Origin of the sequence: Paracoccus binzhouensis (assembly GCF_016446475.1) — a bacterium.
GTDB classification, from domain to species: Bacteria; Pseudomonadota; Alphaproteobacteria; order Rhodobacterales; family Rhodobacteraceae; genus Paracoccus; species Paracoccus binzhouensis.
Genome location: NZ_JAEHFP010000008.1, coordinates 20556 through 37115 on the forward strand (window position 1 = coordinate 20556; position 16560 = coordinate 37115).

Below are 16560 nucleotides of genomic sequence, written 5' to 3' on the forward strand. Positions count from 1 at the left end.
GGCCGATCGCGATGCTGCAAACGCAGCATTTATCATACCGATTATGGTATGAATAATGGCGTCAATGTAATTTTATCATCATGTCCCTGGCTTGCTATCGTGCCGGCACGGCCCATGCCGGCAAGGCGCGGGTGACGGGCGGCCATGCCGCCGGGGGGAGGAAGACATGACATTCGCAGCCACCGCCGCATCGGCGATCGTCTGTCCCTGTTCCGCCGGCCCCTGTCCCGTCGGCTGGGCCGGGCGGCCGCCGCCGCATCGTCCATGCCATGAACCGAAGGGTGTTCCATGTTCCTGTCGCAACTGAGACTGACCGATGGCAGCCGCGCCGTGGCGCTGCGCGACGGCGGCGGCGCCCATCTGGTGCCGGGGGCGGAAAGCAGCCGCGACCTGGCGCTGGCCGCCATTGCCGCCGGGCATGGGCTGGCCGAGGAGGCGCGGCGGCGCGGGCAGGGCGCGGCGGTCGATCTGGTCCAGGCCCTGGACGAGGGGCGGATGCTGCTGCCGGTCGATCATCCCGACCCGGCGCATCTGCACCTGACCGGGACGGGGCTGACGCATCTGGGCTCGGCCGCGACGCGGGATGCGATGCATGGCGACCCGGATGCGGGCGAGCTGACCGACAGCATGAAGATGTTCCGCATGGGGCTGGAGGGAGGCAAGCCGCGCCGGGGCGAGATCGGCGTGCAGCCGGAATGGTTCTACAAGGGCAACGGCCATGCCGCGGTGGCGCCGGGGGCGGCGCTGGCCTCGCCCGGCTTCGCGCTGGATGCCGGCGAGGAGCCCGAGATCGCCGGGCTTTATGTCATCGGCCCGGACGGGCGGCCGTTCCGCATGGGCTTCGCGCTGGGCAACGAGTTCTCGGACCATGTGACCGAGCGGGGCAACTACCTGTGGCTGGCGCATTCCAAGCTGCGCCCGGCCAGCTTCGGCCCCGAGATGCTGCTGGGCGCGTTGCCGCAGCATGTCGAGGGCACCAGCCGCATCCTGCGCGACGGCGCGGTGATCTGGGAGAAACCCTTCCTCTCGGGCGAGGCGAACATGAGCCACAGCATCGCCAACCTGGAATATCACCATTTCAAATACGGGCTGTTCCGCCAGCCGGGCGACGTGCATGTGCATTTCTTCGGCACGGCGACGCTGTCCTTTGCCGATGGCATCCATACCCGGCCGGGCGACTGCTTCGAGATCGAGGCGGCGGCGCTGGGCCTGCCGCTGCGCAATCCGCTGGAAGGTGCCGCCGGTGCCGGTTCCGCCATGGTCGAGGTGCTGTGATGGGCAAGACCTTCACCCCCGCCCCCTGGCCGCGCCCGCTGCGCTCGCAGCACTGGTATGGCGGCACCTCGCGCGACACGATCTATCACCGCGGCTGGATGAAGAATCAGGGCTATCCGCACGACCTGTTCGACGGCCGCCCGGTGATCGGCATCCTGAATACCTGGTCCGACCTGACGCCCTGCAACGGCCATCTGCGCGAACTGGCCGAGAAGGTGAAGGCCGGGGTCTGGGAGGCCGGCGGCTTTCCGGTCGAGGTGCCGGTGTTCTCGGCGTCCGAGAACACCTTCCGCCCGACGGCGATGATGTTTCGCAACCTCGCGGCGCTGGCCATCGAGGAAACCATCCGCGGCCAGCCGATGGACGGCGCGGTGCTGCTGGTCGGCTGCGACAAGACCACGCCCAGCCTGCTGATGGCGGCGGCCTCGACCGACATTCCGTCCATCGTCGTCACCGGCGGCCCGATGCTGAACGGCTATTTCCGCGGCGAGCGCGTCGGCTCGGGCACGCATCTGTGGAAATTCAGCGAAGCCGTGAAGGCCGGCGAGATGACGCAGGAGGAGTTCCTGGAGGCCGAGGCGAGCATGTCCCGCTCATCCGGCACCTGCAACACCATGGGCACGGCCTCGACCATGGCCTCGATGGCCGAGGCGCTGGGGATGGCGCTGTCGGGCAATGCCGCGATTCCGGCGGTGGATTCGCGCCGCCGCGTCATGGCGCAGCTGTCGGGCCGGCGCATCGTGCAGATGGTCAAGGACGACCTGAAACCCAGCGACATCCTGACCAAGGCGGCGTTCGAGAACGCGATCCGCACCAATGGCGCCATCGGCGGCTCGACCAACGCGGTGGTGCACCTGCTGGCGCTGGCCGGCCGGGTCGGGGTCGATGTGACGCTGGACGACTGGGACCGCTGCGGCCGTGACGTCAAGACCATCGTGAACCTGATGCCCTCGGGGAAATACCTGATGGAGGAGTTCTTCTATGCCGGCGGGTTGCCGGTGGTCATCAAGCGGCTGGGCGAGGCCGGGCAGCTGCACAAGGACGCGCTGACCGTCAGCGGCGCCACGATCTGGGACGAGGTCAAGGACGTGGTGAACTGGAACGAGGACGTGATCCTGCCCGCCGACCGGCCCCTGACCGACCAGGGCGGCATCGCGGTGCTGCGCGGCAACCTGGCGCCGAATGGCGCGGTGCTGAAGCCCTCGGCCGCCAGCCCGCATCTGATGGTGCATCGCGGCCGGGCGGTCGTCTTCGAGGATATCGACGACTACAAGGCCAGGATCGAGGACGAGGCGCTGGACATCGACGAGACCTGCGTCATGGTGCTGAAGAACTGCGGCCCCAAGGGCTATCCCGGCATGGCCGAGGTCGGCAACATGGGCCTGCCGCCCAAGGTGCTGAGGAAGGGCATCACCGACATGGTGCGGATTTCCGACGCGCGCATGTCGGGCACGGCTTACGGCACCGTGGTCCTGCATACCTCGCCCGAGGCGGCGGCGGGCGGGCCGCTGGCCGTGGTGCGCGACGGTGACATGATCGAACTGGACGTGCCGAACCGCCGGCTGCACCTGGACATTTCCGATGCGGAACTGGCGGCGCGGCTGGCGGCATGGCAGCCGCTGCCCGACCAGCCGGCGAGCGGTTACGCCTGGCTGCATCAGGCGCATGTCATGGGCGCGGATACCGGCGCGGACCTGGATTTCCTGCGCGGCTGCCGCGGCAACCCGGTCGGAAAGGACAGCCACTGATGAAACTCGCGCTCGTCGGCATTGGCAAGATCGCGCTGGACCAGCACGTTCCGGCGCTGGCCTCCAGCCCGGACTGGGAACTGGCCGCGACGGTCAGCCGCCATGGCCGCGCCCCGGGCATCGAGGCTTTCCCGCGCATCGAGGACATGCTCGACGCCCGCCCCGACATCGGCGCGGTCAGCCTGTGCCTGCCGCCCGTGCCCCGTTTCGAGGCGGCGCAGGCGGTGCTGCGCGCGGGGCGTCACCTGATGCTGGAAAAGCCGCCCGGCGCGACCTTGGCCGAGGTGCATATCCTGCGCGACCTGGCGCAGGCGCAGGGGGTGACGCTTTATGCCACCTGGCATTCGCGCATGGCCCATGCCGTTGCCGGTGCCAAGGCCTGGCTGGCGGATCGCGTGATCCACGAGGGCCGCATCACCTGGCGCGAGGACGTGCGCAAGTGGCATCCCGGCCAGGACTGGATCTTCGAGGCCGGCGGCATGGGCGTCTTCGACCCCGGCATCAACGCGCTGTCGATCCTGACCGAGATCCTGCCGATGCCGGTGCATCTGCGCGCCGCCGAGCTGGATTTCCCGGAAAACCGCCAGGCCCCCATCGCCGCGCGGCTGGCGCTGTCGGGCAACATCACCGCCGATTTCGACTTTCGCCAGCAGGGCCCGCAGACCTGGGACATGGAATTCGCGACCGACGCCGGCCGCCTCGCGTTGCGGCTGGGCGGCAATGTGCTGGAGATCGACGGAGTCGAGGCCGGCGGGCAGGCCAGCATCATGGGCGAATATCCGGCGCTTTACGCGCGCATGGCGGAACTGGTGCGCAGGGGCGCCTCCGAGGTGGACCTGTCGCCGATGGTGCTGGTGGCGGACGCCTTTACCCTCGGCAGCCGCAACACCGTGGACGTATTCGAATTCTGAAGGAAGACCGATGGACTGGACACCGCAAGGCAAGCATCTGATCGCGGGCGAATGGCTCGGGGGCGAGGCGACATTCCGCTCGGCCCCCGTGCATGGCCCGGCGCATGGTTTCGCCAGCGGCACGGTCGATCTGGTGGACCGCGCCTGCGCCGCGGCCGAGGAGGCGTTCTGGACCTATGGCTGGACCGCGCGCGCCGAACGCGCGGCTTTCCTCGACGCCATCGCTGACGAGATCGAGGCGCGGGCCGAGGCGATCACCGCCATCGGCACGCAGGAAACCGGCCTGCCCGAGGCCCGGCTGCAAGGCGAGCGTGGCCGCACCGTGGGCCAGTTGCGGCTGTTCGCGGATCATATCCGCAAGGGCGATTACCTGGATCGCCGCCACGACAAGGCGCTGCCGGACCGCCAACCGCCGCGTCCCGACCTGCGGCTGATCCAGCGCCCCATCGGGCCGGTGGCGGTCTTCGGCGCCTCGAACTTTCCGCTGGCGTTTTCGACGGCGGGCGGCGACACCGCCTCGGCCCTGGCGGCGGGCTGCCCGGTGGTGGTCAAGGGCCACCCCGCCCATCCCGGCACCGGCGAGATCGTGGCCGAGGCCATCCATGCCGCCATCCGCGCCACCGGCATGCCCCCCGGCAGTTTCAGCTTCATCCACGGCGACCGGCATGAGGTCGGCGCGGCGCTGGTGCAACACCCGCTGATCCGGGCGGTCGGCTTTACCGGCAGCCTGCGCGGCGGCCGGGCGCTTTACGACCTTTGCGCTGCGCGGCCCGAGCCGATCCCCTTCTTCGGCGAACTGGGCAGCATCAACCCCTGTTTCGTGCTGCCCCATGCGCTGGCGGCGCGCGGCCAGCAGATCGCGCGCGACTGGACCGCCAGCCTGACCATGGGCGCCGGGCAGTTCTGCACCAATCCGGGCCTGCTGGTGCTGCGCGCCGAGGATGCCGAAACCTTCACCGCCGCCGCCACCGACGCGCTGATGGACGCCCCGGAACAGGTCATGCTGACCGAGGGCATCGCCGCCGCCTATCGCGAAGGCGCGGCCCGCATCGCCGCCCATGCCGCGCCGGTGCTGGCCTGCGACAGCCGCGGCCGCAATGCGCGGCCCGGCATCTACCGGACCAGCGCGCGGGACTTCCTGCACAGCCATGCCCTGGGGGAAGAGGTGTTCGGCCCGCTTGGCCTTGTCGTCACCACCAGTTCGGAGGACGAGATGCTGGGCCTTGCCCGCGCGCTGGACGGCCAGCTGACCGCCACCTTGCAGATGGAGGCCGGCGACACCGCGCTGGCCCGCCGGCTGATGCCGGTCCTGGAACGCAAGGCCGGCCGGGTGCTGGCGAACGGCTGGCCCACCGGGGTCGAGGTCGCCGACGCCATGGTGCATGGCGGCCCCTACCCGGCATCGACGAATTTCGGCGCCACCAGCGTCGGCACCCTGGCGATCCGCCGCTTCCTGCGGCCGGTCTGTTTCCAGAACCTGCCCGACGCGCTGCTGCCGGAGGACTTGCGGGGCTGAGAGGACAGCCCCGTAGAAAACGGTCATTGAGGGAGGAAACCATGACCAGATTCCTGATGAGCACTGCCGCCGCGCTGGCGATCTCGGCCACGGCCGCACTGGCCGAGGGCGAAACCGTCGGCTTTTCCCAGATCGGCTCGGAATCCGGCTGGCGCGCGGCCGAGACCACGCTGACCAAGACCCAGGCCGAGGAACGCGGCCTGAAGCTGCAATTCTCGGACGCGCAGCAGAAGCAGGAAAACCAGATCGCCGCGATCCGCTCCTTCATTGCGCAGGGCGTGGACGCGATCCTGCTGGCCCCGGTCGTCGCCACCGGCTGGGATTCGGTGCTGCAAGAGGCCAAGGAGGCCGAGATTCCGGTCGTGCTGCTGGACCGGCAGGTGGACAGCTCGGACGATCTCTACCTGACCGCCGTCGGCTCGAACCTGGTGCATGAGGGCGAGGTCGCCGGCAAATGGCTGGTCGATACCGTCGGCGACAAGGAATGCCGTGTGGTCGAATTGCAGGGCACCACCGGATCCAGCCCCGCCATCGACCGCAAGAAGGGCTTCGAGAACGCGCTGGCCGGGCACGACAACCTGAAGATCGTGCGCAGCCAGACCGGCGATTTCACCCGCGCCCAGGGCAAGGAGGTGATGGAAAGCTTCCTGCAGGCCGAGAACGGCGGCAAGGACATCTGCGCGCTCTATGCCCATAACGACGACATGGCGGTCGGCGCGATCCAGGCCATCAAGGAGGCCGGGCTGAAGCCGGGCTCCGACATCCTGGTCGTGTCCATCGACGGCGTGCCGGACCTGTTCCAGGCCATGGCCAATGGCGAGGCCAATGCCACCGTCGAGCTGACGCCGAACATGGCCGGCCCCGCCTTCGACGCGCTGGAAGCCTATTGGAAGGACGGCACCCAACCGCCGAAATTCATCCAGACCGAGTCGAAGCTTTACACCCAGGCCGACGATCCGGCCGGCGAATACGAGCGCCGCAAGGGCTTGGGCTACTGACGAAAAAGCGGCCGGGCCGTCCATGCGGCGGCCCGCGCCGAGCCGAGGAGGGGCGCGATGCTGCTGACCATCCGGTCTTTGACCAAGACATTCCCGGGAACGAGGGCGCTCGACGCGGTGGATTTCGACCTGGCCGCCGGCGAGGTCCATGCGCTGCTGGGCGAGAACGGCGCCGGCAAGTCCACGCTGATCAAATGCCTGACCGGCGCCTATCGCCGCGACGGCGGCACCATCACCCTGGACGGCGCGACCATCGACCCGCAATCGACCGTCGAGGCGCAGGAGCAGGGCATCGGCACCGTCTATCAGGAGGTGAACCTGCTGCCCAACCTGACCGTGGCGCAGAACCTGATGTTCGGCCGCGAGCCGCGCCGCTGGGGGCTGGTCAACAGCCGCGCCCTGCGGGCCGAGGCGCGCGAGACGCTGCGGCCCTATGGCCTGGACATCGACGTGGACCGCGACCTGGGCAGCTATTCCGTTGCCATCCAGCAGATCGTCGCCATCGCCCGCGCCGTGGCGCTGTCGGGCAAGGTGCTGATCCTGGACGAGCCGACCGCCAGCCTGGATGCGGCCGAGGTGCGCATGGTCTTCGACGTGGTGCGGGGGCTGCGCGAACGCGGCCTGGGCATCGTCTTCGTGTCGCATTTCCTCGACCAGGTGTTCGACCTGACCGACCGCGTGACCGTGCTGCGAAACGGCCGCAAGATCGTCACCGAGCGCACGGCCGAGCTGGACCGGGTGAAGCTGATCGAGCACATGCTGGGCCGCGCGCTGGAGCATGAGGTGGCCGGGCAGGCCGCCCGGACCGCCGCCGCCCGCCCGCCCCTGCTGGAATTCCGCGGCTTCGGCCGGCGCGGCGTGGTCGAGCCTTTCGACCTGACCGTGGGGCAGGGCGAGGTGGTGGGGCTGGCGGGCCTGCTGGGCTCGGGCCGCACGGAAAGCGCCGAGATGATGTTCGGCGTGCGTCCCGCGCAATCGGGCGAGGCCAGCGACGCGCAGTCCCGGCTGGACCTGTCCAGCCCGCGCGCCGCCATCGCCGAAGGGTTCGGCTTCGTCCCGGAAGAGCGCAAGACCGACGGCATCGTCGCCGAACTGTCGATCCGCGAGAACATCATCCTGGGCCTGCAGGCCCGGCGCGGCTGGGCGCGGCCCATCCCGCGCAGCGAGCAAAACCGCATCGCCGATGATTACATCAAGCGGCTCGACATCCGCACCTCGGGCCGGGAAAAGCCCATCGGCGAGCTGTCCGGCGGCAACCAGCAAAAGGCCATCCTTGCCCGTTGGCTGGCGATGAACCCGCGCTTCCTGATCCTGGACGAGCCGACGCGCGGCATCGACGTCGGCGCCCATGCCGAGATCCTGCGCCTGATCCGCGAACTGACCCAGGCCGGCATGTCGATCCTGCTGGTCTCGAGCGAGATCGACGAGCTGGTCGCCAGCGCCGACCGGGTGATCGTGCTGCGCGACCGCCGCCATGTCGCGGAGCTGGACGGGCCGCGCGTGACCGGGGCCGAGATCATGCGCGCCATCGCCGGCGGGGAGGTGGCGGCATGACCCTGCTGAAACGCATTGCCCCGCAACTGGTCGCGCTGGCGCTGCTGGTGGCGCTGGTGACGGTGTTCTATCCGGATTTCCTGAAGATCGGCATCAGCGGCGACCGGCTGGTCGGGCCGATGATCGACGTCTTGAAGCGTGGCGCGCCGGTGGCGCTGCTGGCCACGGGCATGACGCTGGTCATCGCCACGCGCGGCATCGACCTGTCGGTCGGCACCACCATGGCGATCTGCGGCGCGGTCGCTGCCTCGGCCGTGGCCGGCGGCTGGGGGCTGGGTCCGGCGCTGCTGCTGGCGCTGGCCGCCGGTGCGCTCGCGGGGCTGTGGAACGGGCTGCTGGTCGCCGTGGTCGGCATCCAGCCCTTCGTCGCCACGCTGATCCTGATGACCATGGGGCGCGGCATCGCCCAGCTGATCACCGAGGGCCGCATCCTGACCTTCACCGACGCGGGCTTCGCCTTCTTCGGCTCGGGCAGTTTGCTGGGCCTGCCGGTGCCGGCCTGGCTGTGGCTGGCCTGCGGCCTGGGCATGGCGGCGCTGATGCGGCGCACCGCGCTTGGCCTGCTGGTCGAATCCATCGGCATCAACCGCCGCGCCAGCGCCCTGGCCGGGGTGAACGCCACGGTGCTGCTGATCGCGGTCTATGTCGTCTCGGGGCTTTGCGCGGCGTTGGCCGGGATCGTCGTCACCGCCGACATCCGCGGGGCGGACGCCAACAATGCCGGGCTGTGGCTGGAGCTGGACGCCATCCTGGCCGTGGTGATCGGCGGCAATTCCCTGCTGGGCGGGCGGTTCTCCATCATCGCCTCGCTGATCGGGGCGCTGATCATCCAGACCATCGACACCGGCATCCTGCTGGCCGGGTTCCCGTCCGAATACAACCTGGTCATCAAGGCCGTGCTGGTGCTGGTGATCCTGGTGCTGCAATCGCCGCGCATCGCCGGGGAATGGCGGCTGTGGCGCGACAGCCACCGCGCCAGCCGCGAGGCCGCGCTGCAACGAGGAGCCGCGAAATGAACACCCGCGCCCTGCCGCTTTACGCGACCGTCGTGATCTTCCTGCTGGCCTATCTGCTGTGCTGGCTGCAATTCCCGAACATCCTGTCCACGCGGGTGATCGGCAACCTGCTGACCGACAACGCCTATCTGGGCATCGTCGCGGTCGGCATGACGCTGGTGATCCTGTCGGGCGGCATCGACCTGTCGGTGGGCAGCGTCATCGCCTTTTCCGGCGTCTTCATCGCCGTGATCCTGCGCGAGACGCCGCTGCACCCGCTGGTCGTCTTCGCCCTGCTGCTGGCGCTGACCACGGCCTTCGGCGCGGCCATGGGCTTCCTGATCGACCGCCTGGCCATGCCCGCCTTCATCGTCACGCTGGCCGGCATGTTCCTGGCGCGCGGCGCGGCCTATATGCTGTCCATCGACTCGGTGCCGATCGCGCATCCCTTCTACAAGACCCTGCAATCAGCCTATTGGCTGATGCCGGGCAAGGGCCGGCTGACGCTGATCGCCGTCGTCATGCTGCTGACCGTGCTGGCGGGCATGGTCGTCGCCCACAAGACCCGCTTCGGCGCCTCCGTCTATGCGCTTGGCGGCGGCGAGGCGACGGCGCGGCTGATGGGCGTCCGGCAGGGCCGCACCACGATGCTGGTCTATGCCTTTTCCGGGCTGATGGCGGGTCTCTCGGGCATCGTGTTTTCCATCTACACCGGCTCGGGCTATTCGCTGGCGACGGTGGGGACGGAGCTGACCGCCATCGCGGCGGTGGTGATCGGCGGCACATTGCTGACCGGGGGCGCGGGCTACATGTTCGGCACGCTGGTCGGCGTGCTGACCATGGGGCTGATCCAGACCTACATCGTCTTCGACGGCACGCTGTCGAGCTGGTGGACCAAGATCGTCATCGGCGTGCTGCTGCTGGTGTTCATCCTGCTGCAGAAGGGGCTGCTGAGCCTGTCGCAGTCGCGGCTGGCCGCGGGGGGCTGAGGGCGCGGCGCGCAAGGGCGCGCGGTTTTCCGGGCCATGGCCCTTGCGCGCCGCGCCGGTTGCGGACATCAAGCGGGCCAGAGCAACCGGAAGCCGAAACCGCCCGCCATGCACGCGACCGCCGACCCGCGCCCTGCCGTCCAGCTGGAGGATCTCGGCTACGAGGTGGCGGGGCGGGTCATCCTGTCAGGGCTGACGCTGCGCAGCTCGGCGCGGCGCATCGGCGTGGTGGGGCGCAACGGCTCGGGCAAGAGCACGCTGGCGCGGCTGCTGGCCGGGCTGCTGGTGCCAAGCCGTGGCACGCTGCGGGTCGAGGGGATCGAGGTCCATGCCGACCGCAAGGCGGCGCTGGCCACCGTCGGCATCCTGTTCCAGAACCCCGAGCACCAGATCATCTTCCCCCGCGTGCAGGAGGAGATCGCCTTCGGCCTGCGCCAGCAGGGCCGGTCGAAATCCGAGGCCGCGGCCGAGGCGCTGCGCGTGCTGGCGCTGTTCGACAAGGCAGGCTGGAAGGATGCGCCGATCCAGTCGCTGTCGCAGGGCCAGAAGCATCTGGTCTGCATGATGGCGGTGCTGGCGATGCGCCCGCGGCTGCTGATCCTGGACGAGCCCTTCGCCGGCCTCGACATCCCGACGAAGATGCAGCTTGGCCGCTACCTGGACCGCTGCGCCACCCGGCTGCTGCATATTTCGCATGATCCGGCCGACCTGCGCGGCTATGATGAGGTGCATTGGCTGGACCGCGGGCGGCTGGTCGCCTCGGGGGCGGCCGATCTGGTCCTGCCGCGCTTTACCGCGGACATGATCCGTCAGGGTGGTCTGGATGATCTCTCTCAGCTCTCCGATTAGGACGCGCGCGCATCGCTGGCCGGCGGGGGCCAAGCTGGCGGCGCTGTGCCTGGCCTCGACGGCGCTGTTCGCGGTGGATGCGCTGTGGTTCCAGCTTGCCGCGCTGGGCCTGGCGCTGGCGCTATATGCGCTGCCGGGGCTGGTCTTCCTGCGCTCGGGCCTGGGAGCGCTGCGCATCGTGCTGCCCTTCGTGGGATTGGTGCTGGTCTGGCATGCGCTGTCGGGCAGCCCGGCCGAAGGCGTGTTTCTGGCGCTGCGCATGGCGACGGCGGTGGCGCTGGCCAATCTGGTGACCATGACCACCTCGCTCGAGGATCTGACGGATGTGCTGCGCGCGCTGGGCCGGCCGCTGCAACGGCTGGGGCTGCCCATGCACCTGCTGGAGACGGCGATTCCGCTGGTCATCCGCTTCACGCCGGTGCTGATCCAGAAGGCGGGCGCGCTGGTCGAGGCGTGGCGGGCGCGCTCGGCCCGCCGGCCGGGGCCGCAGCTGGTGCTGCCGCTGGCGCTGCTGGCGCTGGACGATGCCGATCATGTCGCCGAGGCGCTGCGGGCGCGCGGCGGACCGCTGTGAGAGAGCTTCGATAGAAAGGTTCGGGGAATGGAAAGAAACCTTGCCCATGTGGCGATGTTCGCGGCGCTGATCGCGGCGCTGGGGCTGGTGCCGGCGATCACGCTGGGCTTCGGCGTGCCGATTTCGGCCCAGACGCTGGGGGTGATGCTGGCGGGCGCGGTGCTGGGCTGGAAGCGCGGCGTCGCCGCCTGCCTGCTGTTCATCCTGCTGGTGGCGCTGGGCCTGCCCTTGCTGGCCGGCGGGCGCGGCGGGCTGGGCGTGTTCATGGCGCCGACCACCGGCTTCCTGCTGGGCTGGATCCCCGCCGCCGCCGTGACCGGCCTGTTCGTCGAGAAATCCGGCATCCGCCATGCGGGCCTTGCCGCCGGCCTGGGCGCGGTGCTGGGGGGCGTGCTGGTGCTTTACGTTTTCGGCATCGCCGGGATGGCCATCGCGCTGAAGAAATCGCTGGCCGAGGCGACGCTGCTGTCGGCGGCCTTCATCCCCGGCGACCTGCTGAAGGCGGTGGTGACCGGCCTGCTGGTGCAGGTTCTGGCGCAGGTGCGGCCGCAAAGCATCGCCTGGCAGCGCCGCGACGGCGCCTCCTGACGCGGATTGGGGCGGGGTATCCGGGCGGCCGGAATCATGCCGCCCGGGCCGGTTTCGGGGAAGCGCGGCTCAGTCCGTCTCGCCCACCGCCTTCCAGACCAGCGCGCCCAGCACCGCGCCGACCAGCGGCGCCACCCAGAACAGCCAGAGCTGCCCCAGCGCCCAGCCATCGGCGAACAGCGCCTGGCTGGTCGAGCGCGCCGGGTTGACCGAGGTATTCGTCACCGGGATCGAGATCAGGTGGATCAGCGTCAGGGTCAGGCCGATGGCCAGCGGCGCGAAGCCGGCCGGCGCCCGGCCATGCGTGGTGCCCAGGATCACGAACAGGAAGATCGCGGTCAGGATGATCTCGATCACCAGGGCCGAGGTCAGGGAATAGCCGCCGGGCGAATGTTCGCCATAGCCGTTGGCCGCGAAGCCGCCCGGCGCGAAGCCGGCCTGGCCGGAGGCGATCAGGTAGAGCGCCGCGGCGGCCAGCACGGCGCCGACCAGTTGCGCGGCGATATAGGGCAGCAGCCGCGCCGCCGGGAAGCGGCCGGCCACGGTCAGCCCGACCGAGACGGCGGGATTGAAATGCCCGCCCGAGATGCCGCCCACGGCATAGGCCATGGTCACCACCGTCAGGCCGAAGGCCAGCGCCACGCCGGCGAAGCCGATGCCCAGGTCGGGAAAGGCGGCGGCCAGGATGGCGCTGCCGCAGCCTCCGAAGACCAGCCAGAATGTGCCAACCGTCTCGGCGGCCAGTTGCTTATGCATGATCAGGAACTCCATTCTTGAAATCGCGGCCGGCGGCCTCGCCAAGCGGTGCCGGAGCCAGGACGAAGTGCAGCGCAAGTCCCGAATTTTGGCAAGAAAATTCGGCTGGCCCCCGCATCGGCGCCGCATCGCCCGCCGCGACGTCGCCAGGCCCGGCCGCCGGAGTTCCCGCGGCGGCCGGGCAGGCGGCTGCCGCTAGGGCTGGAAATCGGCCTGATAGGCGTCGTAGCGGCCGCGGAACTGCTCGAAGACGGCGATGGTGCGGCGGGCGATGCCGGTCCAGCCGAAGACCCGGCGGGCGAAGCGGGCGCCCTCGACCGCCAGCACCTCGCGCAGCCAGGGATACTGCAGCGCCATGTTGATCATGGCGGCGAATTCCTCGGGCCGCTTGGGATCGGCCACCAGCGCGTGGCGGCCGAATTCCACCTGCTCGTGCAGCCCGCCATGGATGGTCATCACCGTGGGGGTGCCGCAGGCCATGGCCTCGACCGCGGTCATGCCGAAGGGCTCGTAGCGCGAGGGCAGGGCGAAAACCCCGGGCGCGCGGTAATGGTCCACCAGCTCCTCGTCGGGGACATAGCCGCGCCAGTCGATGGCATCGGCCACGCCGGCCCGGGCGGCCACCGCCTTCCAGTCGTCGATCAGCGCCAGGTCGGCCTCGGAATTGCCGCCCGCGGCCAGGACCAGCCGTGCCTGGGGCTGCAGCACCTTCAGCGCCGGCAGCGCCTGGATGATCAGGTCATAGCCCTTGTTCTCGGCGGCGCGGCCGACGACATAGACATCGTTCGGCCCGATGTTCAGCCGCGCCCGCGCCGCCGCCACCTTGTCGGGCGGGGCCGGGGTGAAGCGGTTCTCGTCGATGCCGGGCGGGATCATGGTGATATGCTCGCGCGGCAGCGCATATTCGGCCGAGATCAGCTCGACCTGCTGCTCCGATGTGGCGATGATATGGTCGCAATTGCGATAGAGCACGAATTCCTTCTGGATGCGCTCGTCGAAACGGTAGCCGGCCATCTCCTCGGCGGTGGCGCCGCGCATGTCGTGCTTCTTCCACCAGCCCAGCGAATGCGGGGTGTGGATATGCGGGATCTGCAATTCCTCGGCGATCTTCTGGCCGCAGACCCCGGCATCCCAGTAATGGCTGTTGACCACGTCGTAGCGCAGCTCGCGGCGGCGGATGGCGGCCAGGGCGTTGGTGATGAAATCGCCATACCAGTCGTGCATGTCCTCCTTGCGGATGAAGTCCGGGCCGCCGAAGGGGATGCGCCAGATGCGCAGGTTGTCGTTGACGATGTCCTCGGCAGGCTGATCCTCGAAGCGGCGGGTCATCACGTCGACCCGGTAGCCCAGGCGGGCGAAACGCTTGGCGAGTTCCAGCACGAAGACCACCTGGCCGCCGGTATCGGGCTTGCCCAGTTCGGGCGAGCCCGCGACATAGCCATGCAATGAAATCATCAGCAGCGAACCCACGGATTGGGCCATGCTCTCGTCTCCTCTCTTGTTGCGGCCTTCCTGGTGCGGCCCGGGGTCAGCCGGGCAGGATGCCCAGGGCGACAAGCCCCTCGAGGACGCCCGCCGCATGGGGCGCCCGGGCGCGATAGCTCTTGCCCCGGGGCATGGCCTCGATCAGTTCCCGCCGGGCGTTGCCGACGGCAATGGCGCGAAACCCAACGTCGAACAGCGCCAGATCGTTTCCCGAATCGCCGGCCACCACCATGCGCTCGGCCGGAATGCCCAGCCTTTCGGCAAGAAACCGCGCCGCCGTGTCCTTTCCGGCGCCGGGGGCGAGCAGGTCGAGATCGCCTTGCCCGGAAAACACCGCCCGCACCGGCAGGCCGGCCTCGGCCAGCGCCAGCAGCACCCGGTCGCGCGCCGCGGCATCGGGCACCGCGAAGCTGAGCTTGCCGGGCGTCAGGAACTCGGCCGGGTGCGGGGCGAAGCCCATGCCGGCGACCAGGGCGAAGACCGCCTGCGCCGGCCAGTCCCGGAAACGGTCCGACCAGTCCGAAAGCCAGGCGCCGGCGACGCGGATCTCGGTGCCCATGCCGGTGATGATGGCGTCGGGGACGAAATCCGCGGGAAACTCTTGCGTCAGGGTGGCATCGACGCTGGCCGCCGGCCGCGACGAGTTCAGCGCCAGCCGCAGCCGCCCGGGGTGGCGCCGGATCGCCGCCCAGAGCCGTTCCAGCGCCGCGCGGTCGCCGGTCAGCGTGTCGTCGACATCGCTGACCAGAAGCCAGGGCCCATGGCCGGCCGGCTGGTTCATTCGCCGGCCCCGGCGGCGGCCAGCATCTCGGGCGCCTGGGTGGTGGTATAGACCATTTCGGGTGCGTGTTCGCTGACCGGCCGGCTGAGGGTTTCCAGCGTCACCTCGCGCAGGCCCAGCTCCGCGGATTCGGTCCAGAAGCCCACGGCGCCGGACAGGAAGCTGTCATCGACCAGGCACAGCACCACATGGCCGTCGATCGACAGTTCCAGATAGGTGCCATGCGCGACCAGCTCGATGCGCCAGGGCCCGTGCGCCGCGCCGCGGAAGCGCGCCTCCTGCAGCGGCTGGTAGCGGAAGGCGTGCTCGAATTCCGGCGTGGGATTGGCGCCCCAGGCGCGCATCTGCGCGATGCCGTTCATGCAGTCCAGCGACAGGTGATAGCCGTCGCCCTCGTCGCTGGCGCGCAGGATCAGGCCGGTCTTGCCCGGTCCCTCGATGGTCAGCTCGGCCCGCAGGCGGAACTCGTCGTGCTGGCCGGGCAGCAGGAAGGCCTCGAAGCCGCTGCGGCTGCCGATGAACAGCCGCTCGCCGCGGGTCTCGGCCCGGGCGGTTGGATTGCCGCAGAGCAGCCGGCATTCGGCGGCGTTGCCGAAGGCCAGCCGGTCGGTCACCAGCGCGTCGAAGCCGTGGAAGGATTTCAGCCGCAGCCGGCCGTCGGGCAGGGCGACGATCTCCTTGGGGGGCGGCAGCAGGCGCTTGATGAATTCATGGCCGTTGATCAGCAGCTCGGTCTTGCTGAAGAAGCTGAACAGCAGCAGCCGGTCGCCGGCCCGGCAGATGCGGCCGGCATAGTTGCCATGCGGCAGCAGCACGTCGTCGCTGAAATTCTCGTAGGGCCCGTCGATCCCGTCGGCATACCAGTAATGGATCCTGGTATCCTCGCGGATCGAGCCCATCAGGTAATAGCGGCCGTGGAAGCGAAAGAGGTTCGGCACCTCGATATCGTCGTAAAGCCCGGGCCGGTGCAGCGGCGCGCCGAACTCGAAGCGGTCCGACGCGACCTCGCGCGCCAGGCCGACGCAGCCGCGACGGATCACCGGCCCGTCCTTGACCCGCGCCGCCGCCAGCAGCAGCCGGGCGCCGGTTTCCGGCTCGTGGAAGAAGAACGGGTCGCGGAAGCTGACCCAGCAGCGCCCCTCGTCGATGCCGGATTCGTAATGCGGGCCGCCGATCTCCAGCGGGTAGGGGTCGCCGCAGCGCGTCCAGGTATACAGATCCGGGGATCGCGCCATGCCGACCCGCTGGATGCGGCCGAACTCGGCCCGGGTCAGGCCGGTATAGAACATCCGCCACTGGTCCGGCCGCTCGGGGTCGGGGGTGACATGCATGGTCCAGAGCATGTCGTCGTCCCATGCGCCGGGATCGCCGACGAAGAAGGCGTTCTTCACCCGCCGCCAGGACAGCCCGTCCGAACTGACCGCATGGGCGATGAAATCGTGGTTCGGCAGGACGAGGTGGAAGAGATGATAGATGCCCTCGTGAAACACCACGTCGACGTCGCCGATATCCGAGCGCAGGAAGCCGTGCGAAGCATACAT

At 69.5% G+C, this 16560-nt stretch carries 15 protein-coding genes; 11 read left to right on the plus strand and 4 right to left on the minus strand.

The annotated features are described in order from the left end of the window. The first annotated feature begins 288 nt into the window (after positions 1-288). The 11 genes from araD1 to I9P22_RS04140 all read left to right on the plus strand — a co-directional run bounded on the left by araD1 (position 289) and on the right by I9P22_RS04140 (position 11997). Positions 289-1275, plus strand: a complete 987-nt coding sequence (araD1, locus tag I9P22_RS04090; RefSeq protein ID WP_199258111.1) for an AraD1 family protein — start codon at positions 289-291, stop codon at positions 1273-1275. Next, complete coding sequence (gene araD, locus I9P22_RS04095; protein WP_199258112.1) at positions 1275-3023, plus strand: L-arabinonate dehydratase; 1749 nt, start codon at positions 1275-1277, stop codon at positions 3021-3023. The genes araD1 and araD overlap by 1 nt, the downstream gene beginning before the upstream one ends. After that, the gene (locus tag I9P22_RS04100; RefSeq protein ID WP_199258113.1) at positions 3023-3934 is read left to right on the plus strand and encodes a Gfo/Idh/MocA family protein; all 912 of its coding nucleotides are present in this window, start codon (positions 3023-3025) and stop codon (positions 3932-3934) included. Before araD ends, I9P22_RS04100 begins: the two co-directional genes overlap by 1 nt. Positions 3935-3944: 10 nt before the next feature. After that, positions 3945-5450, plus strand: a complete 1506-nt coding sequence (locus I9P22_RS04105) for an aldehyde dehydrogenase (NADP(+)) (RefSeq protein WP_199258114.1) — start codon at positions 3945-3947, stop codon at positions 5448-5450. Positions 5451-5491: 41 nt separating this feature from the next. Continuing rightward, positions 5492-6448: a galactofuranose ABC transporter, galactofuranose-binding protein YtfQ gene (gene ytfQ / locus I9P22_RS04110; RefSeq protein WP_199258115.1), complete on the plus strand. Its 957-nt coding sequence runs from the start codon at positions 5492-5494 to the stop codon at positions 6446-6448. Between the two features lie 57 nt (positions 6449-6505). Then, positions 6506-8002: a sugar ABC transporter ATP-binding protein gene (locus I9P22_RS04115; RefSeq protein ID WP_199258116.1), complete on the plus strand. Its 1497-nt coding sequence runs from the start codon at positions 6506-6508 to the stop codon at positions 8000-8002. Further along, complete coding sequence (locus I9P22_RS04120; RefSeq protein WP_199258117.1) at positions 7999-9018, plus strand: ABC transporter permease; 1020 nt, start codon at positions 7999-8001, stop codon at positions 9016-9018. The genes I9P22_RS04115 and I9P22_RS04120 overlap by 4 nt, the downstream gene beginning before the upstream one ends. Then, a complete protein-coding gene (yjfF, locus tag I9P22_RS04125) occupies positions 9015-9986 on the plus strand; it encodes a galactofuranose ABC transporter, permease protein YjfF (protein ID WP_199258118.1) in 972 nt (323 codons plus the stop codon). Before I9P22_RS04120 ends, yjfF begins: the two co-directional genes overlap by 4 nt. A 108-nt stretch (positions 9987-10094) precedes the next feature. Next, positions 10095-10835, plus strand: coding sequence for an energy-coupling factor ABC transporter ATP-binding protein (locus I9P22_RS04130; protein WP_199258119.1), 741 nt, complete (start codon positions 10095-10097; stop codon positions 10833-10835). Beyond that, positions 10810-11409 carry an energy-coupling factor transporter transmembrane component T family protein gene (locus I9P22_RS04135; RefSeq protein WP_199258120.1) on the plus strand — a complete coding sequence of 200 codons (600 nt, stop codon included), beginning with the start codon at positions 10810-10812 and terminating at the stop codon, positions 11407-11409. The genes I9P22_RS04130 and I9P22_RS04135 overlap by 26 nt, the downstream gene beginning before the upstream one ends. Positions 11410-11436: 27 nt before the next feature. After that, positions 11437-11997, plus strand: coding sequence for a biotin transporter BioY (locus tag I9P22_RS04140; protein WP_199258121.1), 561 nt, complete (start codon positions 11437-11439; stop codon positions 11995-11997). 69 nt (positions 11998-12066) lie between these two features. On the opposite strand, the gene aqpZ is transcribed toward I9P22_RS04140, so the two are convergent. The 4 genes from aqpZ to I9P22_RS04160 form a co-directional block, all read right to left on the minus strand. After that, entirely contained in the window at positions 12067-12753 is a 687-nt protein-coding gene (gene aqpZ / locus I9P22_RS04145) for an aquaporin Z (protein WP_199258122.1), read from the minus strand. A gap of 195 nt (positions 12754-12948) precedes the next feature. Then, entirely contained in the window at positions 12949-14235 is a 1287-nt protein-coding gene (locus tag I9P22_RS04150) for a glycosyltransferase (RefSeq protein ID WP_199258123.1), read from the minus strand. A 46-nt stretch (positions 14236-14281) separates the two neighbouring features. Next, positions 14282-15019, minus strand: a complete 738-nt coding sequence (locus I9P22_RS04155) for an HAD family hydrolase (RefSeq protein WP_199258124.1) — start codon at positions 15017-15019, stop codon at positions 14282-14284. Further along, positions 15016-16560, minus strand: coding sequence for a glycoside hydrolase family protein (locus tag I9P22_RS04160; protein ID WP_199258125.1), 1545 nt, complete (start codon positions 16558-16560; stop codon positions 15016-15018). The genes I9P22_RS04155 and I9P22_RS04160 overlap by 4 nt, the downstream gene beginning before the upstream one ends.

Excerpts from the sequence above, each read along its gene's own strand:
- araD1 (WP_199258111.1), top strand. The coding sequence starts at position 289 with ATGTTCCTGTCGCAACTGAGACTGACCGATGGCAGCCGCGCCGTGGCG.
- araD (WP_199258112.1), top strand. The coding sequence starts at position 1,275 with ATGGGCAAGACCTTCACCCCCGCCCCCTGGCCGCGCCCGCTGCGCTCG.
- I9P22_RS04100 (WP_199258113.1), top strand. The coding sequence starts at position 3,023 with ATGAAACTCGCGCTCGTCGGCATTGGCAAGATCGCGCTGGACCAGCAC.
- I9P22_RS04105 (WP_199258114.1), top strand. The coding sequence starts at position 3,945 with ATGGACTGGACACCGCAAGGCAAGCATCTGATCGCGGGCGAATGGCTC.
- ytfQ (WP_199258115.1), top strand. The coding sequence starts at position 5,492 with ATGACCAGATTCCTGATGAGCACTGCCGCCGCGCTGGCGATCTCGGCC.
- I9P22_RS04115 (WP_199258116.1), top strand. The coding sequence starts at position 6,506 with ATGCTGCTGACCATCCGGTCTTTGACCAAGACATTCCCGGGAACGAGG.
- I9P22_RS04120 (WP_199258117.1), top strand. The coding sequence starts at position 7,999 with ATGACCCTGCTGAAACGCATTGCCCCGCAACTGGTCGCGCTGGCGCTG.
- yjfF (WP_199258118.1), top strand. The coding sequence starts at position 9,015 with ATGAACACCCGCGCCCTGCCGCTTTACGCGACCGTCGTGATCTTCCTG.
- I9P22_RS04130 (WP_199258119.1), top strand. The coding sequence starts at position 10,095 with ATGCACGCGACCGCCGACCCGCGCCCTGCCGTCCAGCTGGAGGATCTC.
- I9P22_RS04135 (WP_199258120.1), top strand. The coding sequence starts at position 10,810 with ATGATCTCTCTCAGCTCTCCGATTAGGACGCGCGCGCATCGCTGGCCG.
- I9P22_RS04140 (WP_199258121.1), top strand. The coding sequence starts at position 11,437 with ATGGAAAGAAACCTTGCCCATGTGGCGATGTTCGCGGCGCTGATCGCG.
- aqpZ (WP_199258122.1), bottom strand. The coding sequence starts at position 12,753 with ATGCATAAGCAACTGGCCGCCGAGACGGTTGGCACATTCTGGCTGGTC.
- I9P22_RS04150 (WP_199258123.1), bottom strand. The coding sequence starts at position 14,235 with ATGGCCCAATCCGTGGGTTCGCTGCTGATGATTTCATTGCATGGCTAT.
- I9P22_RS04155 (WP_199258124.1), bottom strand. The coding sequence starts at position 15,019 with ATGAACCAGCCGGCCGGCCATGGGCCCTGGCTTCTGGTCAGCGATGTC.
- I9P22_RS04160 (WP_199258125.1), bottom strand. The coding sequence starts at position 16,560 with ATGTATGCTTCGCACGGCTTCCTGCGCTCGGATATCGGCGACGTCGAC.